Annotated in this window: 9 protein-coding genes; 6 read left to right on the top strand and 3 right to left on the bottom strand. The window is 66.3% G+C overall.

The window, feature by feature from the left end; translation table 11 throughout:
- The first annotated feature begins 25 nt into the window (after nt 1-25).
- Nucleotides 26-1309, top strand: coding sequence for a glycoside hydrolase family 130 protein (locus ASE82_RS16620; protein ID WP_056065833.1), 1284 nt, complete (start codon nt 26-28; stop codon nt 1307-1309).
- A 252-nt stretch (nt 1310-1561) separates the two neighbouring features.
- Here the strand turns inward: ASE82_RS16620 and ASE82_RS16615 are convergent, their stop codons facing one another.
- Both ASE82_RS16615 and ASE82_RS16610 read right to left on the bottom strand, forming a co-directional pair.
- Nucleotides 1562-3535, bottom strand: a complete 1974-nt coding sequence (locus ASE82_RS16615) for an OPT family oligopeptide transporter (protein ID WP_056065831.1) — start codon at nt 3533-3535, stop codon at nt 1562-1564.
- A 225-nt stretch (nt 3536-3760) separates the two neighbouring features.
- A complete protein-coding gene (locus ASE82_RS16610) occupies nt 3761-5002 on the bottom strand; it encodes an N-acetylmuramoyl-L-alanine amidase family protein (protein WP_056065828.1) in 1242 nt (413 codons plus the stop codon).
- Between the two features lie 552 nt (nt 5003-5554).
- Between ASE82_RS16610 and ASE82_RS16605 the strand changes: the two genes are divergently transcribed.
- The 5 genes from ASE82_RS16605 to ASE82_RS16585 all read left to right on the top strand — a co-directional run bounded on the left by ASE82_RS16605 (nt 5555) and on the right by ASE82_RS16585 (nt 13005).
- On the top strand, nt 5555-8509 hold the full coding sequence (locus tag ASE82_RS16605; RefSeq protein ID WP_056065825.1) for a ribonuclease E/G: 2955 nt from the start codon (nt 5555-5557) through the stop codon (nt 8507-8509).
- A 609-nt stretch (nt 8510-9118) separates the two neighbouring features.
- Nucleotides 9119-10474 carry a M48 family metalloprotease gene (locus ASE82_RS16600; RefSeq protein ID WP_056065822.1) on the top strand — a complete coding sequence of 452 codons (1356 nt, stop codon included), beginning with the start codon at nt 9119-9121 and terminating at the stop codon, nt 10472-10474.
- Nucleotides 10471-11181 (top strand): DsbA family protein, encoded by a 711-nt coding sequence (locus ASE82_RS16595; protein WP_056065819.1) that lies wholly within the window; start codon nt 10471-10473, stop codon nt 11179-11181. The genes ASE82_RS16600 and ASE82_RS16595 overlap by 4 nt, the downstream gene beginning before the upstream one ends.
- A 136-nt stretch (nt 11182-11317) precedes the next feature.
- A complete protein-coding gene (locus ASE82_RS16590; protein WP_056065816.1) occupies nt 11318-12247 on the top strand; it encodes an ABC transporter ATP-binding protein in 930 nt (309 codons plus the stop codon).
- Nucleotides 12244-13005: an ABC transporter permease gene (locus ASE82_RS16585; RefSeq protein WP_056065813.1), complete on the top strand. Its 762-nt coding sequence runs from the start codon at nt 12244-12246 to the stop codon at nt 13003-13005. The genes ASE82_RS16590 and ASE82_RS16585 overlap by 4 nt, the downstream gene beginning before the upstream one ends.
- A 72-nt stretch (nt 13006-13077) precedes the next feature.
- Here the strand turns inward: ASE82_RS16585 and ASE82_RS16580 are convergent, their stop codons facing one another.
- The gene (locus ASE82_RS16580; RefSeq protein ID WP_056065810.1) at nt 13078-14928 is read right to left on the bottom strand and encodes a CocE/NonD family hydrolase; all 1851 of its coding nucleotides are present in this window, start codon (nt 14926-14928) and stop codon (nt 13078-13080) included.
- Between the last annotated feature and the right edge of the window lie 20 nt (nt 14929-14948).

The following is a 14948-nucleotide window of genomic DNA, read 5'->3' as shown; positions in this document are numbered from 1 at the left end:
TGGAACGACGCGGGGCACTGCTACGATGGATCTGTTCAACCACCAGCTGCGGCTGCACGCGGACCCTTCGCGTGTCGTCGTGCGGCCGTTCCATATCGCCTGGGGCGGTCATGGCGGCGCACCGAGCCGCACCGAGCGGCTCGTCGGCGAAGTGCTGGAAATGTCGCCCGCACAGGCGCGCGCGCAGCTCGAGGTCGTGCTGAAGGATTTCGAGGCACGCCACTGGCAGACGCGGCGCGTCTTCATGACGCGCTATGACCAGATCGAGGATATGCTCGGGCTGAACGGCGCAGAGATCGGTGACGAGAAGCGCCAGTTGATCGGCGCGTATTTCTGCCACGAATACAGCTATGCCGCCGCCGCGCTGATGAACCCTAGCGCAGTGCCGCATTTCGACCAGTCCGGCATGCCGCCGGGCTCGATGCGCATCCTGATGTCGTTGCGGGCCGTCGGCGAGGGTCACATCTCGTCGGTCGCCTTCCGCGAGGGCATCATCACCTGCGAAAACCAGATGAAGCTCGCGCCGGAACCCCCGTTCGCGACCGCGACCGATGCGGTCGGCAGCGGCGAGGACGAGATGCCGATCGGCCCCGTCACCGTCTATCGCCACCGCGACAGCACGCTCAGCGGCACGGTGATCTTCCCAATCACACAGGCGCAGTCGAAGGGCCTCGAGGATCTCCGCATCGTCCGCTTCCAGCATGACGATGGCGACTATGAGTGGATCGGCACCTACACAGCGTATAACGGCTCGGTGATCCAGTCCGAACTGATGCGCACCCGCGATTTCCGCGCGTTCGACCTCGTGCCGATGACCGGCCCCGCCGCGCGGAATAAAGGCATGGCCTTGTTCCCGCGGAAGGTGAACGGCCAGTACATGATGATCGGCCGGCAGGACGGCGAGAATTTGTTCCTACTCAAGTCCGACACGCTGACCGACTGGGACGACGGCGAGAAGATCCTGACGCCCGAATATCCTTGGGAGCTGGTGCAGATCGGCAATTGCGGCCCGCCGATCGAGCTCGACGAGGGCTGGCTGCTGCTGACGCACGGCGTCGGCGCGATGCGGAAGTACTCGATCGGCGCGGTGCTGCTCGACAAGGACGATCCGTCCAAGGTGATCGGCCGGACGAGCCAGCCGATCCTCGCCGCGAAGGACCAGGACCGCGAGGGGTATGTGCCCAACGTCGTCTATAGCTGCGGCGCGTTGAAGCACGGCGATACGATCTTCATGCCGTACGGGATCGCGGATAGCTCGGTCGGGTTTGCGTTCGTGCCGATCAAGGACATGCTTGCCGCGATGAAGTGAGGGGGTCGTCCAGACGGACGCTATCCTTCTCCCCTGCGTAAACACCACCCACGCGTAAACACCACCCCGGCGAAGGCCGGGGCCCAATTGGGGGACGCAAATAACGGCGAACTGCGCTCCGTTACGCCCACCTTTCCAATTGGGCCCCGGCCTTCGCCGGGGTGGTGGACTAGGCCAAGGTCCCAACCCAATCTTGTTCTCCCGCGAAGGCGGGAGCCCAGTCTGGATCCCCGCCTTCGCGGGGAAACAAGCTTACCGCGAAGCTGCCATCGTCCGCCGGTACATCACCCAGGTCAGCACCGCGAACAACAGCGTCCCGCCAATCAGCGCCACGCTCGCAAACCCGTCCCCAACGAGCGCCAACGGCGTCTCCTTGTTGGTCAAATACACGATCCCCGCAAAGCCAACGCCCCACAGCGACTCCCCGACAATCATGCCGGTAGCGGTCAGCACACCCATCCGCTTCGCCAACTCGGGATCGCGAGCCCGATCCGCCCAACGATCGTAAGCAAACCCCACGACCGCTCCGATCGTCACCGGCAACGTCACCGACATCGGCAGATACACGCCGAGCCCAACGCCAAGCGGCGGCAATCGCAGCTTCCCCGCCTTGCCGAGCAATTCATCAACCGCGATCACCACCACGCCAGTCAGCGCCCCATACCCGATCATAGCCCAGTTGAGGTTCCCCCCCAGCACGCCCTTCGCAAGCGCCGAGATCAACGCCGCCTGAGGCGCCGCCAGCGCATTCGGCCCCGCCCCCGGCGCGCCCGCGAACCCAAGCGTGCTTCCCAGCAGGTTCAACACCGGCGGCACCACGATCGACCCGAACACCACGCCGATCAGCAACGCGACCTGCTGCTTCCACGGCGTCGCGCCGACCAGCTGGCCCGTCTTCAGATCCTGCAGATTGTCGTTCGAGATCGTCGCGATGCCGAACACGATGCCCGTCACGATCAATCCGTAAGCTACCAAGGCCTGCGTCGTCCCCGGCTCGACCGCGCGGCCGAACCACGACACCAGCAGGATCGACGCCGCTAGAATGGCGAGGATACCGATCCCCGACACCGGCGAGTTCGACGCGCCGATCAGCCCCGCCATGTACCCGCACACTGCCGCGATCACGAGCCCGATGACGAGGATGAACACAAGACTCCCCGCGATCAGCCCGATCGCCGACGCCTCCAGCGGACCACCCTGAAGCACGGTCCAGAGCAGGATGCCGATCGGCACCAGCATCGCCAGCGAACCGATCCCGACGATCCCGATCGGAATGTCGCGCTCTTCGAGAGCCAGCACTTCGCCGCCACGCTTGGCCGCCGACGCCGCGAGCGCCGAGCGCACGCCGCCGACAACGGGGCCTGCAATCTTCAGCAACGTCCAGATCGCCGCGACACCGATCACGCCCGCGCCGAAGAATCGCACGTCCGAGCGGAACACGGTGTTGGCGATCACCTCGGCGGTGCCGGTGACGCTCCCGCCCGACGTCAGGATCGGCAGCAGGATCCACCACCCGATCACCACGCCCGCGAACATCGCCATGCCGACCGATATGCCGACCAGATGCCCCGCGCCGAGCAACGCGAACGACAGCCCGCCCGAAATCCCGGTCGCGCCCGCGCCGACGCGGAACCACGTCGCGGCTTCGGCGGCGACGAGCTTGGTCTGCGTCAGGATCGCGAACCCGGCCGAGACGACCGCGTTGGCGACGATGATGCCGAGCCCGCGCGCACTCTCCTCGCCGCCTTCGCGACTGCCCGCGCCGACCTTCAGCACTTCGGCGGCCGCGCGGCCTTCCGGGTACGGCAGCACGGTGTCGACGACGAGCGCACGGCGCAGCGGCACCGAGAACAACACGCCGAGCACGCCGCCGAACATCGTGATCGCCGCGGTGGTGAAGAACGGAAAGCCCTGCCACCAGCCGATCATCACGAGGCCGGGCAGCACGAAGATGATCGCCGCCAGCGTCCCCGCGGCGGACGCGATCGTCTGGACGATGTTGTTCTCGAGGATCGTCGAGTCCTTGAACAACCGCAGCACCGCCATCGAGATCACCGCCGCCGGGATCGACGTCGCGAACGTCAGCCCGATCTTGAGCCCTAGATACACGTTGGCCGCGGTGAACAGCAGCGTGATGATCCCGCCGAGCACGATCCCGCGAAACGTCAGTTCGCGCATGCTGGTCTCGGGGCCCGTGTCGGTTACGCCCCGCGTCGCGTCGGTCATCTGGTCAGCCTCAAAGCAATTCGGGCGACTTGTGACATGATGTGGGGCGTGAGGAAACCGTATCGACCGTGACGAGCGAGTCTCTCAAACCCGATCGTTCTCCTGCGAAAGCAGGAGCCCAGGAGTCTCGCATGCCGGACGGCGTCGTTCTGCTTGATCCTGGATTCCTGCGTGCGCAGGAAAACAGAGAATAAAGGCGGGCTGACTCGACCCGCTAACCCAAATCTACCGCACCGCCATCCGCCGCGCGAAATGGACCTCGACCGCCCGCGTGACGCTCTCCGCGATCCGGTGTCGCCCCTCTTCGCTGTCCAGGAACGCCGCGTCCTGCGGGTTCGAGATATACCCCGTCTCGAACAGGATCGACGGCATGTCCGGCGCCTTCAGCACCATCAGCGACGCCATCCGGTGGAAGTTCGCCTTCAACGGCATCAACGGCTTGGCCTCCCGCCCGAGCAGCCGCGCGAACGTCGCCGACGCGTTCATCGTCTCGCGCTGCGTCAGGTCGATCAGGATCGACGACACGTCCGCGGGCGCCTCGCCGAGGTTCACGCCCGAGATCACGTCCGCCTTGTTCTCGCGCGCCGCCAGCCGCGCCGCTTCCTTATCCGACGCCACCTCCGACAACGTGTACGCCGTCGCGCCGGTCGCGTTCTCGGAACCCGTGCTGTCGCAATGGATCGAGATGAACAGGTCGCCCTTCAACCGCCGAGCAACCCCATACCGCTCGCGCAAGATCAAATAGCGGTCGTCGTTCCGCGTCAGCGCCACGCGGACGCGCCCAGACGCCAGCAACTCGTCGCGGATCGCCTTTGCGACCTTCAGCGTCACGTCTTTCTCGCGCAGCCCGTTCGGCCCGATCGCGCCCGGATCGACACCGCCATGCCCTGCATCGATCACCACCAGCGGCCGCGTATCGTCCCCCTGCACGCGCGGCAGTTTCATACCCCGCGCCTTGGGCGGCACCGGCACCGACACCTTGTATTTGGGCCGCGAAGCCGCGCCAAAATTGAACGGGAAGAAGTTCAGCGGCCCGGCGATCCCGGCTTCAGCGAACTGGTCGTAATCGACCGCCCGCAATGCCAGCGTCAGCTCGCGCCCGTCGGAGTCGAACCCACCATCGGTCACGATCGCCGGCTCGGCCAGATCGAACACCATCCGCATCCCCGACCGGCCACTGCGCATCTGCGTAACGCCAGTCACCAGACCGCGGCCCAAGACCTCCCGCCCCGGAGACGCGCCCGACACGTCGACCGCGATCTGGCGCGGCCCCGTCAGCACGCGGCTGGCGGCATCGCCGACCGCCTCGTCGAAGCGGATGACGATCCGCCCGTCCCGGATCGCGACGCTCTGCACGGTCGCCGCCCAGGCGGGGACGCTCGCCAGCCAGCCGGCGATGAGGGCGATGACCGTCAACACCTCGCGTCCTTGCCGTGCGGCCCTGCCGCCGGTCCAGCGAAAACCCATGCTACACCCCTTTGATCGATACATCCGATCTCTGTGAGCGAGCGATAGCGCCTCGCATCACAAGACGCGGTTGCGCAGTGCGGTTAATTTGCCGTTTGCCACGTATTGGCCGGCAAGGCTCTGCCGCCCCGGCAAGTCTGCGCCTCGCTGCCCCTAATTCGAGCCGAAACGCCCGCGAAAGCGACGGTTCCGGGGCTAGTTGCGAGATCGGGTATGCAGTGCTAGTCCTGTCGTACAGCCGTGTGTCGCCTGGATTTTACCAGCGACGCGCCGGTCTCGACGCCCGCCAGCGGATTCTCGCCGGCGCGGCAATTCAGGTTGACGCTCGAATGACGCATTCCCCCCGCCCCGCACTCCGACCGGCCTTCGCCGACGGACTCGCGGTCGTGCGGGCGCCGCAGGGAGAGTTCCCGCGGCATGCACTTCGCGCAGAGGCAGTTTCGCATACCATCCGCGAGTCCGGGCGTCCGTGCCCGACCGCACCACCATCAAGCGCGCGACGGCTGCCGACAGGCCCGGCGCGCGCGCGGAGAATCTATTATGACAACGCGTATGCTGATCGACGCACGCCACCGGGAAGAAACCCGGATCGCAGTCGTCAAGGGTAACCGGATCGAGGAATTCGATTTCGAGAGTGCCGAACGCAAGCAGCTCAAGGGCAATATCTACCTCGCCAAGGTCACGCGGGTCGAGCCGTCGCTCCAGGCGGCGTTCATCGATTACGGCGGCAATCGCCACGGCTTCCTCGCATTCAGCGAGATCCACCCCGATTACTACCAGATCCCCAAGGAAGATCGCGACGCGCTGCTCCGTGAGGAAGCCGAGCATGCCGCCGAGGAAGCCGCCCTACGCGCCGACTACGACTCGGACGAGGACGAGGGTGACGACGAGGACGACATCGAGCGCTTCGAGGACGATGGCGGGGTAGATCCCGACGTCGCCGAGGAACTCGAAGGCAGCGAAGGTGGCGAAGCCCCGCGACGGAAACGCAAGCCGAGCGCCGACGATGCCGCGGTCGAGGACCTGCGCGAGCGTCGCATGAACCTGCGCCGCCGCTACAAGATCCAGGACGTGATCCATCGCCGCCAGGTGCTGCTCGTCCAGGTCGTCAAGGAGGAGCGCGGCAACAAGGGCGCGGCGCTGACCACGTACCTGAGCCTCGCCGGTCGCTACTGCGTGCTGATGCCGAACACGTCGCATGGCGGCGGCATCTCGCGGAAGATCAGCAACGCGGGCGATCGCAAGCGCCTCAAGACGATCATGGCCGACATGCAGCTGCCGCCGTCGATGGGCTGCATCGTCCGCACCGCGGGCCTCCAGCGCTCGAAGGTCGAGATCAAGCGCGACTTCGATTACCTCGCCCGCCTGTGGGACGGCATCCGTGAAGCCACGCTCAAGGCGTCGGCCCCCGCGCTCGTCTACGGCGACAGCGACCTGATCAAGCGCGCGATCCGCGACATCTACAACAAGGAAATCGAAGAGGTCATCGTCGAGGGCGAGGACGGCTATCGTCAGGCGCGCGAGTTCATGCGCCTGCTGATGCCGACGCACGCCCGCCGCATCAAGCATTACGCCGACCCCGTGCCGCTGTTCCAGCGCGCCGGCGTCGAGGATCAGCTTGCCGCGATGTACCACCCCGTCGTCCAGCTGAAGTCGGGCGGCTACCTCGTCATCAACCCGACCGAGGCGCTCGTCTCGATCGACATCAACTCGGGCCGTTCGACGCGCGAGCATTCGATCGAGCAGACCGCGACCGCGACCAACTTGGAAGCCGCTCAGGAAATCGGCCGCCAGCTCCGCCTGCGCGACATGGCCGGGCTGGTCGTCATCGACTTCATCGACATGGATAACAATTCCAACGTCCGTAAGGTCGAGAAGGCGATGAAGGAGGCGCTCAAGAACGATCGCGCGCGCATCCAGATCGGCCGCATCTCGTCGTTCGGCCTGATGGAAATGAGCCGCCAGCGCCTGCGCACCGGCGTGCTCGAAGCGTCCACGCGCGCCTGCCCGCATTGCGAGGGCACCGGCCTGGTCCGTACCGCATCGTCGTCGGGCATCTCGGCACTCCGCCTGATCGAGGACGAGGCCGCACGCGGTCGCGGCTCACTGCTCACCCTGCGCGCGAGCCAGGAAGCGGCCGTTTACATCCTCAACCGCAAGCGTGCCGACATCGCCGAGATCGAGGATCGCTACGGCGTGATCGTCGAGATCATCCCCGGCCAGGACGAGGAAGGCGCGCACATGACGGTCGAGGCGAGCGGCCCGCCGCCCGCACACGCCCCGAAATTCGTCCAGATCATCGAGGAAGACGAGGACGATCTCCCCGAGGAGATCGAGGACGAGATCGAGGAAGAAGAGGTCGAGGAGGCCGAAGTCGAGCAGCCGCGCCGTCGTGAGGGCGGTCGTGAGCCCCGCGAGGGCAACGGCGAGCAGCGCGCGCCGCGTGAGAACGGTCGCGATGCGGACGGTGAAGCCGGCAAGAAGCGCCGTCGTCGTCGCGGTCGTCGCGGTCGCGCGCGTCCGGGTGAAGAGGGCGCCGCAGAGGGTGTCAACGAGGACGGCACGTTCGAGGACGCCGACACCAACGTCGAGGAGATCGACGAGGTCGAGGGCGACATCGTCGAGGCCGGTGGCGAAGCGGTCGAGGCTGGCGCACCTGCCGAGCAGGCGAATGGCGTCGAGGGCGAAGGCCGTCGTCGTCGCGGTCGTCGGGGACGTCGCGGCGGTCGCCGCAACGAGCAGGGTTCGGAGAACGGCCAGTCGGTCGCCGTCAGCAGCGTCGACGACGCCCAGCTGATCGCCGAGGCTCCCGAGCCGGAAGCGTATGAGCCGGTCGAGTCGACCTATGCCGAGCCGCCGTACGAGCCTGCGTCCGCGCCGGCCGTCGAGGAAGCCCCGGTCGCGGAAGTCGCCGAGGGTCCGAAGATGCGCCGTCGTCCACGGGCGCGTGCAGCTGCTGCCGCGGCGAACATCGCCGACGCGGTGGCCGATGCAGCGCCGAAGGCACGTCGCGGTCGCAAACCCCGTGCGGTCGAAACGGAAGCCGAGACGGTTGCACCGCGGCCGGTCGTCGTTCCGGAGCCCGTCGCTCCTGAGCCGGTTGCGGCCGAACCGACTGCGCCGAAGCCAAGCCGCCGTCGTCGTGCCGCGGTTGCGGAAGCAACGATGGAAGAGGTGAGCGCAACGCCCGCCGAGACCATCGAAGCCTCGGCACCGAAGCCCAAGCGTGCGCGTCGCAAGGCGTCGGACGCGGTGGTCGAGGCACCGGTCGTCGAGGAAGCACCCGCCAAGGTCGCCAAGCCCCGCGGTCGTCCTCGCAAGACGCCGATCGTCGAAGCCGGCGACGCTGCGCCGACCAGCGAGCTCCTCGCCGAGCCGATCGCAACCACCCCGCCCAAGGCCGAAGTCCAGCCCCAGGACGTCGCGACCCCTCGTACCGATGACGGCGCCAACGACGACCCCGACGGCGCCCCCCGCCGCGGCTGGTGGCAGCGCACCTTCGGCTAAACCCGGACGCTGAGACCAAAGAACGGGCGCGACCGAAAGGCCGCGCCCGTTTTCGTTTGTGGGGAGCGATCCTCCGGCAGCACGATATCCGTCAGCGTCCAACGCCTCCGGTGGCGGACGAGCCGCGAAAAGCTTGTATCCCCGCGAAGGCGGGGACCCAGACTGGGCACCCGCCTTCGCGGGTGAACAAGACACGGGGGCGATACGAGGTTTGAGTTCCAGCGCCGTAGTGACGCACGCCGAACTCCCCATCCACAACCACCCCGGCGAAGGCCGGGGCCCAAGTGGAAAGGTGGCAATAACGAAGCGCCACCCTCAGTTAGCCCGGTCCCCCAATTGGACCCCGGCCTCCGCCGGGGCGGTGGTCTGATAGCCAGGGCGGAAACCGATAGCCGGGGAGGTGGCCGATAGCCGGCGCAGCATCTCTTAAGGCCCCCTCAAACCTCTGTCCTACACACCCAAACCCTGCTCCCCTCCCCCAATGCCACCCACACTCCCCGCACCCCCGCAAAACCGCTCCCAGCGTCTGCACTTCCTATACTTCACTCCACCGCACGCCCGACCGCACGACCATTGCCCCCCCGCCCCCAATCGACGATACCCCGTAAAATGAAGCGCCTAGTAGCCGCCGCAGCCACCGCCCTCCTCCTCTGGACGACGCCCCTCCAGGCCCAGTCGATCCTCCGCGACGCCGAGACCGAAACCATGTTCGCGGAGATGTCCAACCCGCTCGTCAAGGCGGCCGGACTCTCCACCCGCGACGTGAAGGTCGTCCTCATCAACGACGAGTCGATCAACGCGTTCGTCGCCGGCGGCCAGACCGTCTACGTCCACTCCGGCCTGATCCAGGCCGCCGACAACGCCAACGAAGTCCAGGGCGTCATCGCGCACGAGCTCGGGCACATCGCCGACGGCCACGTCGTCCTCGCCGATCGCGGCACCAAGCCCGCAATGGGCATGTACCTCCTATCGATGGTCCTCGGCCTCGCCGCGATGGCGGCCGGCAGCGGCGAGGCCGGCGCCGGCATCATGGCGGCAGGTCAGCAGGCGGCGATGGGCAGCTATCTCTCGTTCAGCCGCGTCCAGGAATCGACCGCAGACGCGACCGGCGCGAAATTCCTCCGCGAGGCGAACGTCTCCGGCCGCGGCATGCTCAGCTTCTTCAAGAAATTGCAGCAGCAGGAATACCGCTTCGGCACCGCCAACATCGATCCGTTCATGCAGTCGCACCCGCTCTCGGGCGAACGTGTCGCGACGCTCACCGCCGACCTCCAAGCGTCGCCCGCCTGGGCCAACAAACCCGACGCCGCGCTCGAGGAACGCTTCCGCCGCGTGAAAGCCAAGCTCGCCGGCTACGTCATGCCCGCCGACCAGACGCTGCAAGCCTTCCCGCCTTCGAACCAGTCGATCTACGCCCACTACGCCCGCGCCTATGCCTACCACAAAGCCGGCTACCCCGAGAAAGCCGACGCCGAGGCCAACGCGCTGGTGAAGGCCGAACCCACCGACCCGTATTTCCTCGAGATCAAAGGCCAGATCCTGCTCGAGGCGGGCAAGCCGACTGAGTCGCTGGTCCCCCTGCGCGAAGCCACGGAGGGTTCGCGCAACAACCCGCTGATCGCCACCACCTTCGGCCACGCGCTGATCGCGACCGAGAACAAGGCGAACTACCCCGAGGCGACCCGCGTGTTGCGCACCGCGGTAGGCCGCGACGACCAGAACCCGTTCGCCTGGATGCAACTCGGCACCGTCTACGAACTGACCGGCGATACCGCGCGCGCCGCGCTCGCCACCGCCGAGCGCGCGAGCATGGGCGGCGACATGCGGACCGCGTCGGCAAGCGCGCAATATGCGCTGGCGAACATCCCGGCGAACACGACCGACTGGATCCGCGCGCAGGATATCGCGATGGCCGCGCAGAACGAGATGGACGACAATCCCAAGCAGTATAAGCGCCGCAAATGAGCAAACTTACATTCCCGGCGATCGCAATCGCTGGTGCCGTCATCGGAGGCCTCGCGGTTTGGGGCTTTGACCGCCAGGGCGGCGGCGTCGAGCGCGCGCAGGTCGAATCGATCGTCCACGACTATGTCCTGGCGCACCCCGAGATCCTCCCCGAGGCGATGGAGAAACTCCGTGACCGCGAGTCCGGCAAGACCGTCACCGCCAACCACGACGCGATCGTCACGCCGTTCGGCAGCGCCTGGGCCGGCAACCCCAAGGGCGACGTCACGCTCGTCGAGTATTTCGATTACAATTGCGGATACTGCCGCGCGAGCCTGCCGATGATCGCCAAGCTGATCGCCGCCGATCCCAAGGTCCGCGTGGTCTTCCGCGAACTCCCGATCCTCAGCGCCGAAAGCCGCATCGCCGCCCGCGCCAGCCTCGCCGCCGCACAACAGGGCAAGTTCGCCACCTTCCACGACGCGCTCTACGCCGGCGGCCCCGTCAGCGACGCCTCGATCGCCGCCGCGGCGAACAAGGCGGGTGTCGACACGACGCAGGCCAGCTTCACCAAGACCGCCGACGCCGAAATAGCCAAGAACATGGAAACCGCCGCCAAGCTCGGCATGACCGGCACGCCTAGCTGGGTAGTCGGCGACCGAGTATTGTCCGGCGCTTTGCCGTTGGAAGACCTGCAAAAAGCCGTAGCGGCAGCGCGGGCCGGTTGACGCTCCTCTCCTTGTTTCCCCGCGAAGGCGGGGACCCAGTCTGGGCTCCCGCCTTCGCGGGAGAACAAGAAGGCGCGGGAAGGCCTATCATTCACGTCCCACCACCCCCATCTTCCCCTCACAAAAAGGGGTGCCAATGACCGAACCGATCCTGTCCATCGCGGGCGTCACCAAGACCTACAAGAGCGGCACCACAGCCCTCCACCCCGTCGACCTCGACATCAAAAAGGGCGAGATCTTCGCCCTCCTCGGCCCCAACGGCGCGGGCAAGACGACGCTCATCAGCATCATCTGCGGCATCGTCACGCCGTCCGCCGGCACGATCAAGGTCGCCGGCTTCGACGCGATCCGCGACTATAAGCAGGCGCGCAGCCGCATCGGCCTCGTGCCGCAGGAACTCAACGTCGACATGTTCGAGACGGTGCTCGCCACCGTCACTTTCAGCCGCCGTCTGTTCGGCCGCTCGGGCCACAGCGCGTACATCGAACAGGTGCTGCGCGACCTCTCGCTCTGGGACAAGCGCGACGCGAAGATCCGCGAACTCTCCGGCGGGATGAAGCGCCGCGTGCTGATTGCGAAAGCGCTCGCGCACGAACCCGAAATTCTGTTCCTCGACGAGCCCACCGCAGGCGTCGACGTGGCGCTGCGCCGCGACATGTGGAAGCTTGTCCACCGCCTTCGCGAAGGCGGCACGACGATCATCCTGACGACGCACTACATCGAGGAAGCCGAGGAAATGGCCGACCGCGTCGGCGTCATCAACAAGGGCAAGCTGCTGCTCGTCGATGACAAGGCGTCGCTGATGAAGAAGCTCGGCAAGCGCGAGTTGGACATCGCGCTGCAGGACCCGATGACGACGATCCCCGCCGACCTCGCAGAGTGGGACCTGTCGCTGGAAGACGACGGCAAGCGCCTGCGCTACGTCTTCGACGCGCAGGCCGATCACACCGGAATCCCGTCGCTTCTCCGCAAACTCAGCGAACTCGGCATCGGCTTCAAGGACCTCGAAACCAGCAAATCGAGCCTCGAAGACATCTTCGTCGATCTCGTCGGAGAACGCGCATGAATACTCACGGTATTTGGGCGATCTACCGCTTCGAAATGGCGCGCGCATTGCGCACCCTGTGGCAGAGCCTCGTCACGCCCGTTCTCACCACCTCGCTGTATTTCATCGTCTTCGGCGGCGCGATCGGCAGCCGCATGCAGCAGGTCGGCGGCGTAGGCTATGGCAGCTTCATCGTCCCCGGCCTGATCATGCTGTCGCTGCTCACGCAGAGCATCTCGAACGCGTCGATCGGCATCTACTTCCCCAAGTTCACCGGCACGATCTACGAGCTGTTGTCGGCGCCCGTCTCGGCGATGGAGATGGTGATCGGCTATGTCGGCGCGGCGACCACCAAGTCGGTGATCCTCGGGCTGATCATCCTCGCCACCGCGTCGTTCTTCGTGCCGCTGCGGATCGAGCACCCGTTCGCGATGATCGCGTTCCTGATCCTGACGGCCGTGGCGTTCAGCCTGTTCGGGTTCATCATCGGCGTCTGGGCCAACGGCTTCGAGCAGCTAAACTTCGTCCCCGCGCTGCTGATCACGCCGCTGACCTTCCTCGGCGGCGCGTTCTACTCGATCGACATGCTGCCCCAGCCCTGGCGGACGTTCAGCCTGTTCAACCCGGTCGTCTATTTGGTGAGCGGGTTCCGCTGGAGCTTCTTCGGGGTCGGCGACGTCGCGGTCGGGGTCAGCCTCGCGGTGACGGCGGGCTTTCTCGCCGTATGCCTGATCGCGATCGCCTGGATCTTCAAGACCGGCTGGCGGATGAAGAACTGACGTTGGAAGCATGTTTCCCCGCGAAGGCGGGGACCCAGTCTGGGCTCCCGCCTTCGCGGGAGAACAAGCTTTTTAGCGCATGACCGGCAACGTGATCCGCGATCCCGCGCAGACCTTCTGCGTCGCCTTCACGTAATCCGCCGGTTTCGCCCGCCCGATGTTCGGCACGAACGATTGCGGGTTGCGGTCGATCATCGGGAACCAGCTCGACTGCACCTGCACCATGATCCGGTGCCCCGCCTTGAACACATGATCGTGGTCACGCAGCGGCACGTCCCACGCGACCACCTTCCCCGGCACCAACGGCTGCGGCGCCGTATCGCTCGCCAGGAACCGCCCTCGCCGCACTTCCATCGCGATCGGCAACTGATACCCGTTGAGCGTCCGGGCATAGTCGCCTGGCTGAAGGCTACGCCCCGTCATCGACTCGGTATCGTCGGGCAGCACATCGATCAGCTTCACCACGAAATCGCTGTCGGTCCCGCTCGTCGACGCCTGCAACGTCGCCGCCAGCGCCCCCGTCACGGTCAGGTCGGCAGTCAGAGGCTCCGACACATACCCAAGCACGTCGGGCCGGTGATCGACGAAGCGCTGGTCGTCCGCCTCCCACCACGCCCAATCGGGGCTAGCATACGTCGCCGACATCGGTCGTCGGCGGAACGGCACCGGATTCGCCGGATCGGACACGTAGTCGCGACATCCCTCGCCAGCGGCCGGCGCGGTGAACGACAGGCTGCCGTCCGCATGCAGATACAGCGCGGTCGTCTTCGCGCCCGTCGGAGGCCAAGCCGCGTAGGTCTTCCACACGTTCGACCCCGACTGGAACATCTTCGCCGCAAAGTCCGGCCGCGGTCCCTTACCGTGCAGCCAGTATGCGAAGAACGGCGCCTGAATCTGTTCCTGAAACTGCGTGCCGCTCGCCGTCCCTAGCGGGATCGGGCCAAGGTGATCCGCCACGCCCTGCCACCCACCATGCCGCCACGGCCCCGCCACCATCTGCGCCAGATGGTTCGGATCGTTGCGCTTCTGCTTGGCGTAAATCTGCCACGAGCCCCACGGATCCTCCTGATCCCAGAACCCGGCGACGTTCAGCGTCGGCACGGTCGTCTTCCCGAGCGCGTCGGTCCAGCGCTGCGCTGTATAAAAGCCGTCGTGATTGGGGTGATCGAGTAGCGACGTGAACATCGGCACCCGCCCCTTGAACACGGTCCGGTCGATCGCCTCCGCCGAGCCCGCCTTGAGGAAATAGTCGTAGGTATCGCTCGGATACGCGAAGTCGGAATTCTTCGTCTTGTCGAGTTGCAGCGACGACACCCAGTCGGTCGCATAGCTCAGCCGCAGCGCGCCGTTGCGGTGCAGGTCGTCCGACTGCCAGTAATCGATCCACGCCGCTTGCGGGGAGACCGCCTTCAGCGCCGGATGCGGGTTCGCCAGCGCTACGGCGGCGGCGAACCCCGGATAGGACACGCCCCACATGCCGACCTTGCCAGTGTTGGCGGGGACGTTCTTCACCAGCCAGCCGACCGTGTCGTACGCATCCGTCGCCTCGTCGACCGCTTTGGTATCGCCGAGGTGGACCGCGGTCGAGAGCGTGAACACCCCGTCCGACTTAAACCGCCCGCGCATCGACTGGAACACGAAGACATAGCCGTCCTTCATCAACGGCGCGAAGCGATCGGCGGTGGGAAACGGCGCATCGGGCACGCCGTAAGGCGTTCGCTGGAGCAGGATCGGCAGCGGCCCGGTCATCCCGCGCGGCCGCATAATCACCGTCTGCAACTTCGCGCCGTCGCGCATCGGCACCATCACCTCTTCGAAGGTAAAGGGGGATTGGGTCGCGGCTTGTGGCGCGGTCTGCGCGAGCGTGGCGGCCGGGACAGCGGCGGTGACCGCAAGCGCGAGCAGGAAGGCGTTACGCGACATGGAATTCCCTTCGTGGACCG

Origin of the sequence: Sphingomonas sp. Leaf230 (assembly GCF_001421745.1) — a bacterium.
Taxonomy (GTDB): Bacteria; Pseudomonadota; Alphaproteobacteria; order Sphingomonadales; family Sphingomonadaceae; genus Sphingomonas.
Note: the sequence above shows the minus strand (reverse complement) of the source record. Positions and strands in the feature narration are given on the sequence as shown.